Raw genomic sequence first — 19450 nt, forward strand, 5'->3', positions numbered from 1 at the left:
CAGTTATCAGTTATCAGTTATCAGTTATCAGTTATCAGTTATCAGTTATCAGTTATCAGTTATCAGTTATCAGTTATCAGTTATCAGTTATCAGTTATCAGTTATCAGTTATCAGTTATCAGTTATCAGTTATCAGGAGCAGGGGAGCGGAGGAGCAGGGGAGCGGAGGAGCAGGGGAGCAGGGGAGCAGGGGAGCAGGGGGAGAAAATTTCTATAGCTTATTACTCTTTTTCTGTTGACTGTTGACTGTTCCCTGTTGACTGTTAACTGTTGACTGTTGACTGTTAACTGTTAACTGTTCACTTCAATCGTCCTGACTTAAGAATGCTGACAATTAACCACAACCCTAAAAAACTGGCAACACCGAATAGGACATTACTCAACAGTGAAAGCTGACTTGTTTGCGCTCCTGTCGAGATAATCGCGGCACCCATAATCAAAGACCCTACCAAAATACTAAACGAAAGCCGATTGGCTGAATCATCCAAACTCCGGCGCAGAGGGTCAATATCTCGAATTATGATATTCCACTTTAAGGTTTCTGAGGTGATTCGGTCAAGAAGTAACTCCACCTGACGGGGAGATTGCAACGAGAGGCTTTTGATATCCAGAGCAGTTCGGAGAAAGGTTTGCAAGGGATTTGAACCCAAAAGCTGACGCCGAAATAAATCGGTCATCAAGGGTTTGATTTCGTCGAGGAGATTTACCTCTGGATTAAAAGTACGAGCCACCCCTTCTAAGTTGGCTAGACACTTGGAATATAATCCCATATTACTAGGTAAGCGGACTCGGTTATTTCGGGCAAGTTCCAGGATTTCATAAAAAACCTCACTGAAGTTGATTTGTGAGACGCTGAGGTTGTAGTATTTTCTCAGCATGCGATCGTAGTCATTTTCCAACCGCGATAAGAGTACGGGTTGACCGGACTCAGACAGTTGCAGCGTTAACTGGGCGCAGCGTTGAGCATCTAAATCCACGATCGCGAGTAACATTTCGGTTAAAATTTGCTGGGTACGTGGGTCTAAACGCCCAACCATTCCGCAGTCCAAAAGCGCCACGCGACCATCTTGGAGGTAGAATAAGTTGCCCGGATGAGGATCAGCATGGAAAAAACCATCCACATAGAGTTGCTGAAAAAAGGCACGAAATAACAGCGTAGTAATTTCTTTGCGCTGTTCCATCTCAGTTTTGCTATCCGCGCCATTTTGCTCTACCGAAAACTGGGCTTCGAGAATGGGTTTACCCTCTAACCATTCCATCACCATCAGTTTCTGTGTCGTCAACTCCCAATAAATAGCGGGAACCACGATTTGCGTTGGGTCAAACCAGCGACTTCTGGAAAGATTGCGCCGTAATTGGTCAGTATAGCTGGCTTCTTTGGTAAAATCGAGTTCTGCTTCTAGGGCGTTGGCAAACTCATCCGCCAAAGCCACGACATCATAGTCTTGTCCAAAATCGGTGCGCGAGACTAAATCGGCTAAACTTTTAATTATCGCGATATCCTGAGGAACAACCTTATCAATTCCTGGACGCTGAACTTTCAGCGCTACCTCCTGACCATTTTTTAAGGTAGCTCGATGGGTTTGGGCAATAGAACCAGCAGCAACGGCTCTGGGATCAATTTTGGCAAAGGTTTCTTCTAAGGGTTGTCGTAGTTGTTTTCGCAGCAACACTTCAACCTCACTCCACGCCACAGGTGGTACTCTAGCTTGGAGTTCCGAGAGAGCATCAATATAATCGGCGGGTAACAAATCGGGACGAGTACTCAACAACTGTCCCAGCTTCACATAAACCGGTCCCAATTCTGTTAGCACGTTACGCAGCACCTCTGGGGGAGGTAATTGTGGTTTGTCAGTCTTGCTACCGGTTAGCAGTCTTCGCATGTACTCCCAACCATTGCGGAAGACGACTTCTAGAATGTCACGTTGTCGAGAGCTGTTTTGAGTTAAGGAGAACATAATTTATACTGATAGGCTTGGAATTGAGGTTAGTCTAGGAGTCAGGAATCAGCAGTAATCTAATCCCTTAACTCAATGATTCTATATTTACTATAAGAAATAATTTAAGAATTGCAGGGATTTCCCAGGCTGACAATCAGTCTACAGGATTAAGTTTTGAAATAAAATCGGAATCAACACATTTCGACTTGCCTGCATCCTACAGGTTACTCAACTTACACAGCCGTTGTCAGTTCGATAAGATACACTTAAAGACTACATAGCCAACGTGAGATAGAAGCCAGTTGATCTTCATCCGTTAAGTTAGCTGCATTTGTCAGCGTTTCTTCCTGTAGCTGACGCCAGATTTCACCTGCCATTGCCTTGGCGATCGCGGCTCCAATAAAGAAGGTATGCGGTTTTAGTTCACGAGTCATAAATGCTTGATTGATTCGGTAGAGTGCTGAACGAGCTGTCTTCCAATGTTCATCAGCACCAGCCGGATCAATGCCGCCTTTTAGTTCTCCGAGAGCCAGGTAAACAGTAGGAAGTTTATAGGTTGCTTTAGCCAGTTTTTTTGTCGCCAACTCTTGGGGACTACATCTTAACAGGCATAAATCTACATTGTTTCTTATAAAAGGCACAGTTAAGTTATAGATAAGAGTCCGGCTTTGCTGATTATTTTTCCAACTTAACCCTTTTAATTGCAATTCAATGTCTACATCTTCATCAGTCATTTGCAGCCATTGATTCGTTCTTGAATGTAGCCACTGATAAGATTTACCTGCAACAGTCAAAGTAGATAGCAACATACGAGTTAACTTCCGTTGGGCTAAGATTCCACCAACATTCCCCATGGAACCGCCAAGGGTATCTCCTCGTATAAGCAGAAATCGAAAGACTAACTCCTCAATAAAATTTGCGCCTGCTGGCTCAAGGAAATTTTCGATTAATCCCCGAATTGCTGCCATTTTATCTTGAGAATCTAGATAACCCGCCTCTTTATCCAAAACACCTGCTGCTGTTAATAATGCTGGTTGTATGTCCTCGATATCAGCTAATTCAATAGGTGTTTTGATTTGAGAAGCAGCCGCTTTCAAAACCCTTGCTTGCTCGACAAAGGGTGTAGCACGTCGATTTTTTTCTAAAGCTAAAGCGACAAAACCAGATCGAATTGCTGCATAAGGAGTCACTAAGTCATCACTAGAATTTAAATGCTGACAATAGGGCTTATCCGTTGTCATCAGCATTTTCTCCACACATAAATACACTTACGCAATGGTTCTCGCCCGTGTGCGCCCATTTGTTGACTACTATTGCCTTTGCCATTGGGTAAAACGAGAATAGTTTCAACATCAAATCCTAGTTTTTCGGCTAAATCTGAAAGAATCAGATCCACGGAAATACTAGCTCCAGCATAGCGAACATTAAAGTAGCGATATCATCAGTAGTAAGGTTGGAGGCTATTAGTTTCCGAATGGTAATGAGTTCTTGACCAATGGGCAGTAACTCAATTCCTTGGGCATTGACACCCATTTCGCTAGCGACAAATAGGGCTGTACCACTCCCAGCGAATGGATCTAATATTGTGCCGTTAGTAATCCCATAACGCTGCAATAGATAGTCCACCAAAGCAGCAGAAAAGGCTTCCTTATACTTATACCACCGATATATTGAGCGAGTTTTATTGGCTTGATAACTAACCAGGGAGCGGTTAAGCTGCTCATGGACAATTAACTTGCTGTTGAAATGTTTTGATAATTTAGAGTCTAGGTGTTCAATTTCACCTAAACTGGGTTGAACTGATACCATTTACACTAAGGAGGTGGACACAATTAAAGTTAACGGTTGAGATTAGGGAACTGCTTAACAGGGAACAGTAAGGGTTTGAGGGCAATTTACAAAACTTAATACAGTACCGTTTTCTTTTGTCCGACTACTTATGCACGGGTAAGCAGATTTTAATGTAATGGTGTAGGACAGCTAATTTGATAGGTTAGATGGGGCTTGTAGTAAGGGCTTTAGCCCTATATTCGGTTGGGTTTCCTTGTGTCAACCCAACCTACAACCTATTCCACAATTTTAGCTGTGTCAGTCCAGTAGTGGTGTAGCACATCTAATTTGATAGATTAACATCCAGCCACTGTAGGGGCGCACGCGACCTGCGCCCGATTCAATCTTCACATCTAATCTGCAATTTTAGCTGTGTCACGCCAATAGCCAATTTAGCTGACTAATTCGGTTTCTCTTACTTCAGCAGAAACCTTGGCTTGTTCCGCTAAATACTCCGCTAATTGTGCTTCAATATTATCCCGGACAATTTGACGATACTCCAGAAAATGCTCTAGATGAGCGCAATTGACAATATAACGCTCAAAGATGCGGGGATTGTTTTGCAAAATGGAGAATAATTGACGCCAAAATTGGAACCGAGTGGAACGCTTAATTCCCTGTCGCCACATAATAATTAATAGCGCCCGCAGAGTCATCCAGTCAGGTATCTTAAATTTGCGCTTATGGGGCGTGGGTTGCATCTGGAGGAAATGGCGATGCACTCGCCCCAGATAACGGTGGGGTTCGTACAGTTCCCAGAAACAACTGACATATTCGCGAGCGAGTTCTTCTACAGGACGAGTGGGGATAAAATTAATTAGGGTTCCTTGGTGAATATTCGCTTCCTTATCTTCTTCTAACAGACGTTCCTCTCGCTTAAGTCGATGCCATAACGCCGTATTAGGCAGAGCCTGAAGCATACTCACCATGGCTTGGGGAATGGCTGTAGCTTCTACAAACTCGATAATTCGATCGCCTGCTTTGGGTTTTTCTCCATCAAAGCCAATAATAAACCCTGCCATCACCCGCAGTCCAGTGCGATTAATGGTTTGTACCGCTTCCATCAGAGAGTTGCGAGTATTTTGGAATTTTTGGGTGAGGGATAGACTCTCCGTATCCGGTGTTTCAATTCCCAAAAACACACCCGTAAAGTTAGCCGCTATCATCAGATCTAGCAATTCCTGATCCTGTGCCAAATCGACGGAAGCTTCTGTGCTTAAGCGGAAAGGATAGCCGTGTTCTGCCATCCACGGTCCGAGTTCTCGCAATAATAGCTTAACGTTCCGCTTATTGCCAATAAAGTTATCATCCACGAGGAAAATGGAACGCCGCCACCCCAAGTCATAGAGTCGTTGTAATTCGGCGAGTAGTTGCGCTGGGCTTTTCGTGCGCGGCTTACGTCCATAGAGGACAATAATGTCACAAAACTCACACTGAAACGGACAGCCTCTGGAAAACTGTACCGACATATCACTGTAGTCGCTTAAATTCAGTAAGTCATAACGAGGAATCGGGGTATTGGTGACATCCGGCTTTTGTCCATCAGAACGCAATACGCCAGAGGTTTCTCCTCGTTCCAGCGCTTCGACAAACTTGGGTAAGGTAATTTCCCCCTCATCCAAAATTAGAAAATCGACCCCAGCTTGTAATGCTGTATCGGGTACAGAGGTAAAGTAGGGACCTCCGGCTGCAACTGTCTTCCCGCGCCGCTTGGCTTCCCGAATGATATGCAACAAATCAGGTTTCTGGACAATCATCCCGGATACAATGACCAAATCTGCCCAATCCCAATCAGCCTGGGTTTCTAACCTCGCATTCCGGTCTACCAGACGGAATTCCCAAGTCTGAGGCAATATCGCTGCCACTGTAATCATACCCAAAGGCGGCAGAGTCACCTTGCGTCCAACCAGTTCGATGGCTTTGTCAAAAGACCAGAAGGACTTGGGAAACTGGGGATAAAGGAGTAAAACGCGCATTTTAGTTTAGGTAGTGGGCAATGGGAATGAGGGAATTCTCCTGTGTGGGGTTTTCCCATTCCCAATTCCCCATAGTATAGTATAGTTCCATTTCGGATGGAAAAGCCGGGGAGGCAGGGGAAGCAGGGGAAGAGAAAGTTATATCTTTGAATGCAACTTGGTATTAATGAATTGGGATTATTTTTGAGCAGATTAACGCATTGGCTCTAAAAATGTCTCAACTTGACCATCAGGATTAAGTACGACCCGAATTATCGGATTCCTGTCTCCTTCAACGGGTGACACAAACGGTTTGCCTACTAACGGAATACCGGTTTGTTCAATGTGAACTTGTGAGGCTCCTCCCAGAGGAATAATCCGTTCAATGGAACCATCCGGGGCGATAAATAGCCTATACTCTAGCGCTTTTGTCAAGTCCTCTAGCGGTTGCCATCGCTGTTGCAGATAGTTTCTCGCCTGTGCAACTTGGGGAATCGTGTCAAAGAGTCTATCCCTCGCTGCTTCATTGGTATTACCCAACTCGGTTGGCTCTGTCTCTATTGAGAGAGAAGGACGAGGGGTGAGAACAGGTGAACGACTTGTCGCTCCTGGGAGTTCCGGTGTAGCCGGAGTGACATCAAGAGGGGGAAATACGGGCAGAGGTGGGGGTGTTGCGGGTATTTTGGTCGAACTAGGTGACCTTTGGGTATTGCTAGGGGGCGCTGGAAGGCGACTGGGCTGGGTAGGGGGTGGAGTGGGAGCTGCGGCTGTACTCGGCGCGGGTTGAGCAGGAGGGCGCTGGGGTGGAGGCGCGATGGAAATTTCTGGACGTTGGATTACTGGTGCTGGCGATGAACTTTGAGCCGATGGTGTTGGGGGTTGAACGGGTTGGGGGGGAGGTAATGTGGGAGCGTTGGCTAAGGAGGGCGGTATCGTTGGCGTCGGAATCGGCGAAGGCGGCGAAGGTAAGGGTGAGGTTGTGGGTAGTGGCGGTACTTGAGCCAAGTTTGAGGGCACTTCTTCGGCTGAATCTGAGGCTTGATTGGGGGTTGAGGTTGCGGTTTGCTGAGTTAATTGGGATTGATTGAACCATCTCACACCCGCCGTGGTTAATCCTACGGCTAACACGACGGCGGCGGCGGCTTTTGTCCAAAGGGGTAGGACTTTGGCGGTACCGGCGCGATTAAGATTGGGTAAGGCTAAAATTTCTGCCGCATAGTCATCTAAAGCTGTGGCTAAATCGAATAGTTGTAGGACACTTAAGTACACCACTGATCCAGAGTCTTTGTTTGCTAGTTGACCGAGAACTAATTCATGGGTAACTAACCCTTTGGGTTTTAGGATAATGCCTAAGGGTAGCGTCCAGGGTTTTAAGGGTTGTAACTTGGTGGATGGTATTTCAGACTCTTGAGTTTCTTGAGGTTGAGCCGAGGAAACTACGGAAATAGGAGACGTTGAGTGTTGGGCAATAGATTCGGATGCGTCTGGATGATCAGGTTGTACAGAAGGCGTTAACTTAGTCCAGGGTAATGGTTGGGAAGAAGCGTTGAGGAAGTTTTGTATGTATTGGCTAACCGCCTCATATAAGACATCCAATTCCGTGCGATCGCCTTTTATGGTAATCAGCTTTTCATCAGGCTGTCGAGGATCATCAAAATGCAACTCAAAACGTAAGTCCTTCACAACAGACTTCCCCACCCAACGCGACAGGGGTGAAGTTTTTGCCACAATTTCTAGAGTACAGGTGGGTGGCGTATAGCGGTGTAGAACTGAGCTAGGCATTATCATTTCTTATTTGTCATTTGTCATTCGTCATTTGTCACAAAATTTTCGCACTTAGTCAGGGCGGGTTTAGTTACATCCAGGTGCAAAGGAAATGATAGTAGTGAAACCCGCCCCTACGCAGATGCTGAACCTAATAAGGCTAACCAGAGACGCCGATGACCATGAGAATCACTGTAAAAGAGTAAATCAATGAGTAATTTGAATGCCAGTTGATTGAGTAAATCCATGGATACATTGTCTCCTTGCTCCATCCGTTCCTGATAGGTGTTAATAAATGTATCGAGATAATCGCCTAACAAAGCAGTACGATGGGGTTCACTATTTTGTTCAGTCATTTGCTCTAATAGGGTTACAGCCCGACGAATGAGTTCCTGATGCTGTTTAGCTAGGTGGCAAATAATCAAAACGAGCGATCGCGCTTCTTCCACATCCAACTTTTTGCGCCCCCCTGAACTTTTACGCTGGGGGTTAGACTGACGCAGACGCCATAACCCTACGCGATCGGACACCACTGACTCTAAATTCAAGTCAGCCGCCGCTTGCAGCATTGCTTCAGAACCAATACCCGCCAAGGCTTCCAGCGCCATCAAGATTAAGTCCAACTGGGTTTTAATGTTATCCAGTTGCAGAGAGTCTGGCACTTGAGCGAGGGGCAAATCCTGCCAAGCGTGAGACGATGTTGGCGTCTTTAGGGTAGAGCGCATAACGTTAGAGTAAGAAATTAAATCAGGCGGGTGGATGTAGTTACCAATAGAGAAACACGACTTTTAGAGTGTACCCTAAGTTTCCTTGGCGCAGAATTGAGGAGCAGAATCCCCTTTTGAGGAGGCGATTGAAATCGCTGCTACACAAACAAAGTCCGCCTGTGCGGACTTTGTTATAACGGGGGTAGCGTTCCCCGGATACGGATTGGGAACTACCTTAACAATTCCTCAATCTCCTCCTCTGTGAAAGGATTCCTCCCCGCCTTGAGGGCATCAATCCAGCCTTGCAGTTGTTTTATCTCCTGCTCATAACTCTCCGAATCAGCCCACTTTATAAATGCCTGAAAATCCTCAATCGCTCCTTGATTATTCCCCGTCAGCGCTCTGGCAATGCCGCGACTAACTCGAAAGTTTCCATTTTCAGGCGCAAGTGCTACAGCCTTTTCACAAGCATCCATCACCGCAGCCGCCTCTTTGTGCAGACTGCCGTAACGACAGAGGGTATGCCAAGACTCAGCAGAAATTTTCCAGGTTGGATCTATTGTTTGTGCTTTATTGTAGGCAGTCAGCGCTTCCTTGAACTTCTCCTCTTTGACTAGCTTCTCACCCTTATTGATCAAACCCTCAGCAGCCCACCATCCAAGTTGTGCTGAGGTGGGAATATTAATCTTGGGAGCTAATTTTTGGGCTTGTTGAAACCTGGCATTAGCGCCTTCCATATCTCCTTCTCGTGCAATTGCCCAACCTTGATTGACCATAAATTGGGCATTTTCAGTGTTGTTCCACACTAAGTTTTGACAAGTTTGGGCAGCAGCTTCAGCTACCTCAATCGTTTCAGAATCCTCACCAAGCAGCGTTTCCGGAGCAACTAAGAGGGGATGAGCAATCAACCGATTACACCCTACCCCAAGCCAATCCTGCCAATTACCACCGCGCCACAGGCGTATCGTCTTGTCTAAACTGCCAGAAGCAATCGTGTTGCCGTCGGGGCTAAATGCCACTGAGATGACCGATTCCTCATGCCCTTTAATGGGTTGCCCGATGGGGTTGCCCTCTCTATCCCACAGGCGTATCGTCTTGTCACTACTGCCAGAAGCAATCGTGTTGCCGTCTCGGCTAAATGCCACTGAGTTGACCCAATCCTCATGCCCTTTGAAGGGTTGCCCGATGGGGTTGCCCTCTCTATCCCACAGGCGTATCGTCTTGTCCACACTGCCAGAAGCAATCGTGTTGCCGTCTCGGCTAAATGCCACTGACATGACCCAATCCTCATGCCCTTTGAAGGGTTCTGCGATGGGGTTGCCCTCTCTATCCCACAGGCGTATTGTCCCGTCATCACTGCCAGAAGCAATTGTGTTGCCGTCTCGGCTAAATGCCACTGAGTTGACCGATTCCTCATGCCCTTTCAAGGGTTCTGCGATGGGGTTGCCCTCTCTATCCCAGAGGCGTATCGTACCGTCCAAACTGCCAGAAGCAATCCTGTTGCCGTCTCGGCTAAATGCCACTGAGTTGACCGAATACTCATGCCCTTTGAAGGGTTGCCCGATGGGGTTGCCCTCTCTATCCCAGAGGCGTATCGTACCGTCCCAACTGCCAGAAGCAATTGTGTTGCCGTCGGGGCTAAATGCCACTGAGTTGACCCCAGACTCATGCCCTTTGAAGGGTTCTGCGATGGGGTTGCCCTCTCTATCCCACAGGCGTATCGTCCCATCATCACTGCCAGAAGCAATCCTGTTGCCGTCGGGGCTAAATGCCACTGATTTGAACCCAGACTCATGCCCTTGGAGAATATTGCGTTCTCTAGCATCCGCGCTGGCATCCCATAAACTAGATTGCACCTGGGGTAGAACTGTCTGTGATGTAAATAATGACGATTTGCTCTCACCCGTTGTTTTGATTGCCCGAACCAGGGCTTCCACTGGCTCGATTGGTAGCAACAACTGAGCGCGAGCCGCATTTTCCCGCAGTGTTGCAGTAGTGGCTTGCCGTCGAGCGTCCAACCAAAGAAACGTTACTACTCCCATCACCGAGACAACTGCCCCCGTCAACAACAGCCGATTTCTACGCTTATGCCCCCCACTTTTAGCAATATATTCCTTCTGTAACTCCGTTACCCCTGGCTTTTTCTTCTGCCTTTGAGTCTCCTGCAACCATGCCTGAGCGATTGCCAATTCACTCCCCCGCAACAGCAAGTCAGGATTCTTTCCTTTCTCCTGCCATTCAATCGCTCGCTGTGACCATTTGGTATGCTGGTGTAAATGTTCCCTGTCTGTCTCCAGAGTTCTCACCAATTGTCGAAAATTGACATTAAAATCCCGCTGATTCTGATTAAAATCAATCCACTGTACTTTGGCTAACTCTGGATGCAGTTCATCTGAATTTACGGGCTGATGCAGCACCGTGACAAAACGCTTATTCAACCCTGCCGCATACTCCACCTCCGCCGCACAATAAGGTGAATTTACGGAACGAGGGGAAAGAATAAATAAGAAATTATCACAGGCTTTAATTCCGCCATGAATCTCCTGGGCAAAGTCGGCTCCCGATGCAATACTTTCCTGGTCAAACCACGTCCGTTTTCCCTGTAGTTGTAGTTCATCATTCAGTTTTCTAGCAAAATCGGCATCGGCACGAGAATAGGAAATAAATACATCTAGAGATATGGCTGGCGGTTGTCGTAAACTTTCATCAATAAATTCTTCAATTAACGGTGTCGGCAAATGCTGAGTTCTCTTGTTTGCCACCTTCAACCATGTTTCTGCACTGTGTAAGTTATACCCCCGCAACAGAATGCTGGGATTCTCGTGCTGCCGCTTCCATTTCAGGGCTTTGGTGAGTAATATTTTATGCTCATTATAGTAAGCCGCATCCTGCTGCAAAATCTTCAACAGTTGGCTTTCATCCAGATAATAATCCTCTTCCTTTACATTGTCCGTCAGGTCAATATACTGCAAATCCCGCAGCGCTAACGGTATCTGTTCCGGTGGTGTTTCTCGCACTAACAAAGGAATAATCCGTTTATTCAGCGATACAGCATAGTCGAGTTCACGCTGAGCATAATCTGAATTTACTGAGTCAGGCGAGAGCAGATAAACCACATTATCCGCCTGTTCAATTCCTCGCTTAATTGCCTCCTCAAACGCTTCTCCCGTTTGAATATCTGTCGTATTCGTCCAAACTGTAATACTTTCCCGCCTCAAGCTATTGCGAATTTTCTCCATTGTTGCCCGATCCTCATTGGTGTATGAGATAAACACCTGAGTCATTAAGTTATTGGCATTCTTGATACTCTCGGTGATATATTCGCAATGCAAATCAGTAGGTATACAAGGCGGTTGCTCGTCTTTAAACCGTATCTTCAGCCAAGCTTCAGCTTGCTGTTTTTCTTCGCCAACTAGCAGGTATTTAGTTTGTTTTTGATGGCGTTCCCACTCCAAGGCTTTGATTAAAAACCGGGTATGCTTGTCTACATAATCCCGATGAGAGTGGAGTAAATTAATTAAATCGGCTAATGATTGTTCAAAGTCGTTGATTCCGTCTTGGAAATACACCCAGTTCAGTTTACGAATTGTCGGGTGCATATTTTGATAGCTTTCGTGTAATCCCTTTGCTTTATAAGCCTCCCATTCTGATTCTGTGCCATTTGGGTTTCGTTGTTGCCAGGTTTCCTGGCTAATTTCCATAACGTGCAACAGGGGAATGATGCGTTTGTTTAGCTTAACCGCTAATTCGATTTCTTTGAGACAATAGGGCGAATTTACGGAATGAGGAGCGATAATAAATAGGAATTGACTGGCTTTTTCAATTCCATCATCAATTTGATTCTGGAAATCGACGGCTAAGGGTATATCATTGAAGTCAAACCAGACATTGAATCCGGCTTTGTCTAAACGAGCTTGAATTTTCTGGGCAAATGTTTTACTATCTGCTCGTCCGTAGGATATGAATGCATCGAACAATTGAGTCATTTTTTTGTGCCTCAATAAAGCAAATAATCAATAACTCGTCGCCTTAATCTTAACCCCCCTTAATCCTCCGTGCAAAAAAAGCGAAGCATCCGCTGGTTTCCCCCTCCTCGTAGTGGGGAATGAGGGGGGTGGGGGGAAATGTTCCCTCCCCTTTATAAGGGGAGGGTTAGGGTGGGGTAGAGTCAAGGTATTGCTGGGGTTTTCCGCTTAAGTTGACACGGGCGCACGTCGGTGCGCCCCTACAGGTTTTGGGTATGAGGCAATCTATCAAATTAAGGTTTGCCACACCACTACGATGGTGATAATAGGGCACGGCAATGCCGTGCCCCTACCCAATCAATTATTTCAGGTAAGCTACTGTTACCCCTGATCCGCCTTCTGCTTGCTTGGCTAATTCAAAACGATCAACGAGGGGATGGCGTTCTAAGAATTCATGTACCCCAGCCCTTAATTTTCCAGTTCCCTTACCATGAATAATCCACAATACCCCAGAGGCTATGGCTTTGGAAATGGCTTGTTCTAAATCGACTTCAGCATCGGCGATACGAGATCCGCGTAGATCAATTGTATTTTTCTCGGTGCGAATCGGGGGAGTCGGTGGGGATGAGGGGGCTGGTGCGGGGGTAGATGCGGGTTTGGATTTGACAGGGATATGTGCCTTTTGACCTTCTAGGGATTCTATATCTACTAAAGATACCGTCATCTTCATTAAGCCAAAGCGCACGGTGAGATCTCCATCTTCATCCGCAGGTGTCAAGACTTCAGCCGTTTGATTTAGACGAGGAATGCGGATACGATCGCCTACTTGGGGTTGAAAGGCTGGTTTGGCTTTAGCAGGGGTTTTGGGGATATGGCGCTGCTCAATTTCCTTCAGCGCATCGGTGGCTTTTTGAGCATTTTGAGCGATTTTGGGTCCTTGCTGCAATTTGCGAATCACCTGGGCAATTTCTGCTTTGGCTTGGGCGATCGCGTCTTGTACCGCCCGTTCTTGGGAGAGTTTCAACTCCCGTTCTCTCTCCTGCAAGAGTTTGGCTTTACTGGATACTTCTTGATGCAAACGTTCGGTTTGCTGGAGGAGTTGGTTGGCTTCTTGGGCTTTGGTTTCCTGATCACGCCGTTGGGCTTCGAGTCCAGAAATTACCTGGTTCACCTCTTGTGAACTGCTTCCGACTAAGGTTTGAGCCAGGGATACCACGTCTGACTTTAACCCTAACCGTTGGGCAATGGTTAACGCATTCGATCGACCGGGTATTCCCCATAGTAGGCGATAGGTGGGGGAAAGGGTGACATCATTAAACTCAACCGAGGCGTTTTCAAATCGTTCATCTTGATATTTCAGCGCCTTAAGTTCACCATAGTGGGTGGTGGCTACGGTAAGCTGAGCATGATCCGCCAGATATTTCAGGAGTGCGATCGCTAAAGCACTTCCTTCGGCTGGATCAGTTCCTGCGCCAATTTCATCCAGTAAGACTAGGGCTGATTTGGGGTGTGGGGTGTCTGGTTCCCGTTGTGCTAGATCATCTTCTCCCCCATCTGTAGAGACATTGGATGCAACGTCTCTACAATTTTCCAACCCATCTAAAATCCGACTAATCCGGCGAATATGACCGGAAAATGTCGATAAACTCTGCTCCAAAGACTGTTCATCACCGATATCTGCCAAAATTTGCTCAAACCAAGGCAATTCTACGGGTTCTTTGGCGGGGACAAATAAACCCACTTTTGCCATGAGTGCAGCTAACCCCAATGTTTTTAAGGTAACGGTTTTACCCCCTGTATTGGGACCGGTAATCGCCACAACTCTTATATGGGGCTGAATCTGGATGGTAATGGGTACAACTGGGGCATCTTCTTCATGCTGATGCTGCCATACTAGCAGGGGGTGTCGTAGCTGGCGCAGGGTAATCGAGTCTCGTTCATTCGGATCAATGAAGCGCGGCGGATTTGCCTGAAGCCAGAGGCTATATCGGGCTTTGGCGGTGGCTAAATCTAACCGAGTGGCGACGGCTAACACCTGTTCGAGATCTAGTTTAACGGCGGCGACTTGTTCGGTTAACACGCGACGCACGGCTTCGGCTTCGGCTTGTTCTCGTCGTTGATAGGTTTTGAGTTGATTACCGAGTCCAATGATCGCGTTGGGTTCAATGTATAGAGTAGCACCCGTACTGGAAGCGTCATGAACGATACCCGGAACCGAGTCTTTCTGGGGGGCTTTCACCGGGAGAACAAAGCGATCGCCCCGTTGAGTAATTAAGGGTTGTTGGAGGGCAGCGCCTTGGCGTTGTACGATATTCTGGAGCGTTTGATAAATGCGATCGCGTAGGGATTTAGTGTGTTGTCGAATTTCTGCCAATTTTGGACTAGCGCGATCGGTGACATCCCCGCGCTCGTCGATACAACGATGAATTTCTTGTTCTAATTCGGGATAGGTACGGATATCAGCAACGAGTTGGTTGAGAACGGGGATATCCTCTTGATCATCGATAAGACGTCGTAAACGACGCACACCGAAGAGAGTTGTCGCGATCGCGAGTAAGTCTTCTCCTGATAATATCCCTTGTCGTTGTGCGCTCTCTAGAGCATCACCAATATCCTGAATCCCCTCAAATGTCCAGCCACTGGTTAACCGACTTTCGAGTTGATAGACTTCTTTTGTCTGCGCCAACAGGTGCAGGCTTTCTGTTAAGGTGGCGGGAGGATGAAGATGGCGAGCCGCGATCGCGCCCAGTTTAGTGGCGGCGAAGGTTGCCAAGTGTTGGCACAGGCGTTGCCATTCGAGTAGTTCTAACGTTTCAGATTGAATCAAAGCCCAACTTTAAAGCTTATCTTATATGTTCATTATTAGACAATTTTCCCAGAGAGGCGAGTGAGTCTAACCGTACTCTGTCTGAAAAATCTTGTCGAGTCGTTCCCTGGTGGGAGGAAATAGTCGATGAATTCTGCCAAAAGGAGAAAGAATTGCTCATACACCCAGTCTACAAGTTGACTATGCCGTTGCTTCCCTGGGGCTAGGTAGGGAGCTATTCGTGAGCCAGCCTTGTTCTTCCCAAGGTTCAAGCGGGGCTGTGGAATAATAGGATTTTATTTCCTCAAGCTGGCGCAAATCCTCAAGCTGTACTCCCTGAAAGAGTTTGTCTAAGGCTTCGCGATCGGCTGGGGTTAGAGGAACCCTAGGGGATAAGCAAGTCTGTGTTTGTTTTGCCATAATTTAACCAAAATCAATTTCCACAGTGGGATGTTATGAATAAATATTACAGAAGCTTTACATAGATCCATCTGCCATTTTAGGGAGATTGTCTGATCCGGGCTTCTGACTAGAGTGGCTATTCACAGGTTGCGTCTTTTGTCAATATATTTCTGAAATGTATAGAGTTTAACTAATCGGAATTTGAATCCAAAACTCTGTTCCTTGTCCCGGTTCAGAATGACATTTGAGAATACCACCATGTTTCTCGACAACGATTTGGTGGCTAATTGACAAACCTAATCCTGTTCCCTTACCAACAGGTTTTGTGGTAAAAAAAGGATCAAATAACCGATCGCGGATGGTTTGGCTCATTCCGGGTCCATTATCGCGAATCCGAATCACGGCTTGATTATTGTCTACAACCTCAGTGCTAATCCAAATTGTTGGTTTAAGGTTAAATTGTCTATCTTCGGCTGTAATTGCTCCGGCTTTTATTTCACCGTCAAAGGCATCAAGGGCATTGCTAATAATATTCATAAAGACTTGATTCAGTTGACCAGCATAACATTCAACCGGAGGCAAATCACCGTATTCTTTAATCAACGTAATCCCCGGAGAATTCCCACAGGGTTTCATCCGGTTGCGGAGAATTAGTAAGGTACTGTCAATGCCTTCATGAATATTGACTGCCTTCATTTCGGCTTGATCAAGCCGCGAGAAATTCCGTAGCGAAATCACAATCTCTTGAATCCGATCTGCTCCCATCTTCATTGAGGAGAGCATTTTTGGCAAGTCTTCGATGAGGAAGGATAACTCAATGTCTTCTATAAACTCCTGAAGATCTGGAAGCGGATTGGGATAGGATTGTTGATAACATTCGATGAGTTGTAATAAGTCGCCAATATAGTTCGTCGTATGGCTGAGGTTCCCGGTGATGAAATTAACCGGATTATTGATTTCGTGGGCGATACCGGCTACCATTTGACCGATGGTAGACATTTTCTCGGTCTGAATTAACAGCGATTGAGTTTGCTTTAATTCCCTTAATGCTTGCTCTAATTGGTTTGCCTGGGTTTGAGCCGCCTGCGCTGTTGCCAAAGTTTCAGCGAATAATTCCGCATGTTCAATCGCGATCACGAGTTGATCAACCACCGCTTGCAATAATTTGACTTCGCGATCGCTCCATTGGCGCGAACCCTGATAATGACTGCATATAATCGCCCCCAGTTGTCCGGTTTTGGTTTGTAATGGTAGAACTAACCCTGAGGTAATTCCCCAATCGGCGAGTAGGGATCGGGTTTCGGGGGCTAAGTTTTGAGTTTGGCGGATATCATTAATTCTCAGGGGATGTAATTTGCCAATAATGTCCGCTATGGGGACAAGTTGTGGCGGGAGACAGTCTCCTAATAAGCTGGGTAAATTTGGATCTCGTGCTTCATGGGTAACCCGCAAACTGGGCTTTTCTGAATTGGACTCTAACCATAAAAAGTGACAGCCGTCAACCTCCAGTAAGCCGCGAATTTCAGTGACAGCGGTGTCTAGGATTGTATCAAGTTCTAGGGAATTGCGAATTTGACTGGCTAACTGAAACAGTAACGCTTCCCGGCGACTGAGGAGTTCTTCGCGTATCCAAATCCGGTCAATAGCTACCGCGATCGCATTAGCCACCCATCCCAATACCCCTTGTACAATTTTGGAGAAGGGTTGGCAACTGTGTAACCCAATAAACCCAACCAGGTGAGACTCGACAATCAGCGGGTAAATCCCGATATAGCTTTTGTTGGACAAGTCATTTCCTGGGGTTAAGATAGGACGATGAATCGGCTTTAGGGTTTGGGCGACTTTGGCGATTAAGCCTTGGTTGGTGAGGAGGCGTTGGGGGAATAGGTGTGTAGGTAAATGTTCGCCACTATTTGCTTGCAATTCTAAGACTAAGGGCATTTGGGTCTCCTCAGTAATGCCAGCCACTGTCCAAATCCCAGCACCGAGGGCGTTCAGATGACGTACCATGGCTTCGGTACAGCGTTTGAGACTTTCGCCCAGACTGCCGTTTTGTCCAACGAGAACAGCGCCAATATCGGCTTCTAAGGTGGACAGACGGGATCGTTCTAGCAGACTGGCTTTACGGTGCTTAGTATGGGTAATATCACGGGCGATCGCATGGACGACATCGGCTTCGGCTAAAGGCAAACAGTTCCAAGCAAGCCATTTATAAGATCCATCTTGACATCGATAGCGATGCTCAAAATAAACGTCTGATGGACTGCTTAATAGGGTTTGCCAAGCCGTTAATGTAGCGGTGCGATCTTGAGGATGGACGAAATCGAGGAATGGTTGAGACAGGAGTGTCTGTTGGCTATAGGCGAGGGTTGTTTCAAAGGCGGGATTGATCCGCTTAAACGTACCATCGAAGCCAATAACTGCCATCAAGTCAGGGGATAGGGCAAAAAAGCGATCCAGTTCAACTTTGGCTTGTTTTTGTTCCGTGATATCCTTGCAAATTGAGATATATTCATAAGGATCTCCTTGGGCATCAATTAAAGGCACGATGGTGGTATCGACCCAATAGAAACTGCCGTCTTTGGCACAATCCTGGATATCACCTCGCCAGATTTTTCCTTGGGAAATCGTGTGCCACAAGTCCTGAAAAAACTGCGGTGGATGATAGCCAGAACTGAGTAGATGATGGTCAGCGCCGTAAAGCTCATGCCGGGAATATTTACAGATCTGGCAAAATTTATCATTAACGTAATTGATTTTACCGTGACGGTCTGTAATCGCGACAATTGAAGACTGATCCAGCGCCACTGTCATATCGACCAGGTTTTCAAAGGACGTTTGTAAGGCTTTTTCCAGCCGTTGACAGTGATGAACCTGGGTTGCCAAATTGATCACTTTCTTTTGCCACTCTAACTGTGCGATCGCCTGTCGGCTTAATGCGGCTAGGGAGTCTTTTTGTTGTACGGTTAACTGTCGGGGAACTTGGTCGATAACCAATAAAATACCCACCGTTTCATTTTGAGGGGTAACTAAGGGAACGGCGGCATAAAATCGGATCGGGAGTGAACTTGTCAGGGATTGATCTGAGGCTAGAGTATCTTCTACCACCAATAGCGGCTGATCTTCCCTTGCCAAATGTTGCAGGATTTGGCGACACAATCCTAAGTACTGCGGTGTAGAATCGGCTTCTAAACCCACTTGTGATTGTAACCACTGACCTTTGGTATCCCGGAGACTGATGAGTGCGATCGGGGTTTGGACAACGCTAGCGGCTAAACGAGTTAAATCCTCAAATGTTGCTTTAGCTGCCATATCCATATGACGATCTGGATAGAGTTGCTCAAGGTTGACTGTTGTGTTGCTAGATACTAGCGTTTTCATTAAAGTTACTTCTCCTTACCCTTGCCAAAGCCAGATGCTCTAGTGTTACGTCATTGTCATAGATTTTATCTGTACGCCCTGAGAAGATCCTCGTTTTTAGCGATGGGAGTGCCAAGACTCCAGTTCTATCATCCATGAACCCCCCTTGAGTAAACCCTATCCTGGCTTCAAGATAGGGTAATGTGTAGATAGCCTCAGTGAATCGGTAAACCCTTGTTTCAAGAATGGCTTTAGTTTGACTTCTCCCCCGGTTAAAACGCGGGGGATTCTAAGAGGATACTGCGGGACGGGCTAAAGCCGCGTCCCGACCTTTTGTCTTCTTAGAGTTCCAGAGGAAAACTCTGGATGGCGCAGTCAAAAACGCCCTACAGACCTTGGCTAGGTCAAAACCTAGCTGTATCTCTACTTTACGAAGGATATTGGCAGCACCGTTAGCATCGGCGTTGACGAATTCTCCATTTTTGGTGCGGTACATCCCGCGTTTTACTCGCTTCCCGCTTGGCGTCCACCCTTCCGGCTTGGAGCCGAATACAGGCAGAGAGTCATTGTCGAGAAAACTCGCTTTAGAGGTATAGCTTTCTTCAGTTTCTACGAACTGAATCCCATACTGCTCACACAGTTGCTCAATCCTGTTTTTGAGACGAGCGGTAGGGATTTGAACAAATTCCTGGTTCGTCTTTTTCCCTAACTCAATTCCGTC

The 19450-nt window shown here is 46.6% G+C and carries 11 protein-coding genes and 1 pseudogene; 1 reads left to right on the plus strand and 11 read right to left on the minus strand.

Annotation, left to right across the window (positions count from 1 at the left end; genetic code table 11):
- A pseudogene (locus RID09_RS13920) lies at positions 1–239 on the plus strand (hypothetical protein); the annotation flags it as partial.
- 60 nt (positions 240–299) lie between these two features.
- Here the strand turns inward: RID09_RS13920 and RID09_RS13925 are convergent.
- The 11 genes from RID09_RS13925 to RID09_RS13975 form a co-directional block, all read right to left on the minus strand.
- Positions 300–1958 (minus strand): ABC1 kinase family protein, encoded by a 1659-nt coding sequence (locus RID09_RS13925; protein ID WP_446336526.1) that lies wholly within the window; start codon positions 1956–1958, stop codon positions 300–302.
- 248 nt (positions 1959–2206) lie between these two features.
- Positions 2207–3181 carry an AvaI/BsoBI family type II restriction endonuclease gene (locus RID09_RS13930; protein WP_446336527.1) on the minus strand — a complete coding sequence of 325 codons (975 nt, stop codon included), beginning with the start codon at positions 3179–3181 and terminating at the stop codon, positions 2207–2209.
- Positions 3182–3326: 145 nt separating this feature from the next.
- A complete protein-coding gene (locus tag RID09_RS13935; protein WP_446336528.1) occupies positions 3327–3749 on the minus strand; it encodes a DNA methyltransferase in 423 nt (140 codons plus the stop codon).
- Positions 3750–4162: 413 nt separating this feature from the next.
- Complete coding sequence (locus RID09_RS13940) at positions 4163–5746, minus strand: B12-binding domain-containing radical SAM protein (RefSeq protein ID WP_446336529.1); 1584 nt, start codon at positions 5744–5746, stop codon at positions 4163–4165.
- Between the two features lie 192 nt (positions 5747–5938).
- Positions 5939–7513, minus strand: coding sequence for a DUF4335 domain-containing protein (locus RID09_RS13945; protein ID WP_446336530.1), 1575 nt, complete (start codon positions 7511–7513; stop codon positions 5939–5941).
- Between the two features lie 110 nt (positions 7514–7623).
- Entirely contained in the window at positions 7624–8214 is a 591-nt protein-coding gene (locus RID09_RS13950; RefSeq protein ID WP_446336531.1) for a DUF3038 domain-containing protein, read from the minus strand.
- A 212-nt stretch (positions 8215–8426) separates the two neighbouring features.
- Positions 8427–12182, minus strand: a complete 3756-nt coding sequence (locus RID09_RS13955) for a TIR domain-containing protein (protein ID WP_446336532.1) — start codon at positions 12180–12182, stop codon at positions 8427–8429.
- A gap of 340 nt (positions 12183–12522) precedes the next feature.
- Complete coding sequence (locus RID09_RS13960; RefSeq protein WP_446336533.1) at positions 12523–14988, minus strand: endonuclease MutS2; 2466 nt, start codon at positions 14986–14988, stop codon at positions 12523–12525.
- 180 nt (positions 14989–15168) lie between these two features.
- Positions 15169–15387, minus strand: a complete 219-nt coding sequence (locus tag RID09_RS13965; protein WP_446336534.1) for a hypothetical protein — start codon at positions 15385–15387, stop codon at positions 15169–15171.
- A gap of 168 nt (positions 15388–15555) precedes the next feature.
- Entirely contained in the window at positions 15556–18750 is a 3195-nt protein-coding gene (locus RID09_RS13970; protein ID WP_446336535.1) for a PAS domain S-box protein, read from the minus strand.
- A gap of 268 nt (positions 18751–19018) precedes the next feature.
- Positions 19019–19450 (minus strand): zinc ribbon domain-containing protein (locus RID09_RS13975; protein ID WP_446336536.1); only part of this gene is annotated, 432 nt, incomplete at its 5' end.

Origin of the sequence: Coleofasciculus sp. G1-WW12-02, from assembly GCF_040219735.1 — a bacterium.
GTDB lineage: Bacteria > Cyanobacteriota > Cyanobacteriia > Cyanobacteriales > Coleofasciculaceae > Coleofasciculus.

Coding starts and splice junctions, on each gene's coding strand:
- RID09_RS13925 (WP_446336526.1), bottom strand. CDS start 1,958: ATGTTCTCCTTAACTCAAAACAGCTCTCGACAACGTGACATTCTAGAA.
- RID09_RS13930 (WP_446336527.1), bottom strand. CDS start 3,181: ATGACAACGGATAAGCCCTATTGTCAGCATTTAAATTCTAGTGATGAC.
- RID09_RS13935 (WP_446336528.1), bottom strand. CDS start 3,749: ATGGTATCAGTTCAACCCAGTTTAGGTGAAATTGAACACCTAGACTCT.
- RID09_RS13940 (WP_446336529.1), bottom strand. CDS start 5,746: ATGCGCGTTTTACTCCTTTATCCCCAGTTTCCCAAGTCCTTCTGGTCT.
- RID09_RS13945 (WP_446336530.1), bottom strand. CDS start 7,513: ATGATAATGCCTAGCTCAGTTCTACACCGCTATACGCCACCCACCTGT.
- RID09_RS13950 (WP_446336531.1), bottom strand. CDS start 8,214: ATGCGCTCTACCCTAAAGACGCCAACATCGTCTCACGCTTGGCAGGAT.
- RID09_RS13955 (WP_446336532.1), bottom strand. CDS start 12,182: ATGACTCAATTGTTCGATGCATTCATATCCTACGGACGAGCAGATAGT.
- RID09_RS13965 (WP_446336534.1), bottom strand. CDS start 15,387: ATGGCAAAACAAACACAGACTTGCTTATCCCCTAGGGTTCCTCTAACC.
- RID09_RS13970 (WP_446336535.1), bottom strand. CDS start 18,750: ATGAAAACGCTAGTATCTAGCAACACAACAGTCAACCTTGAGCAACTC.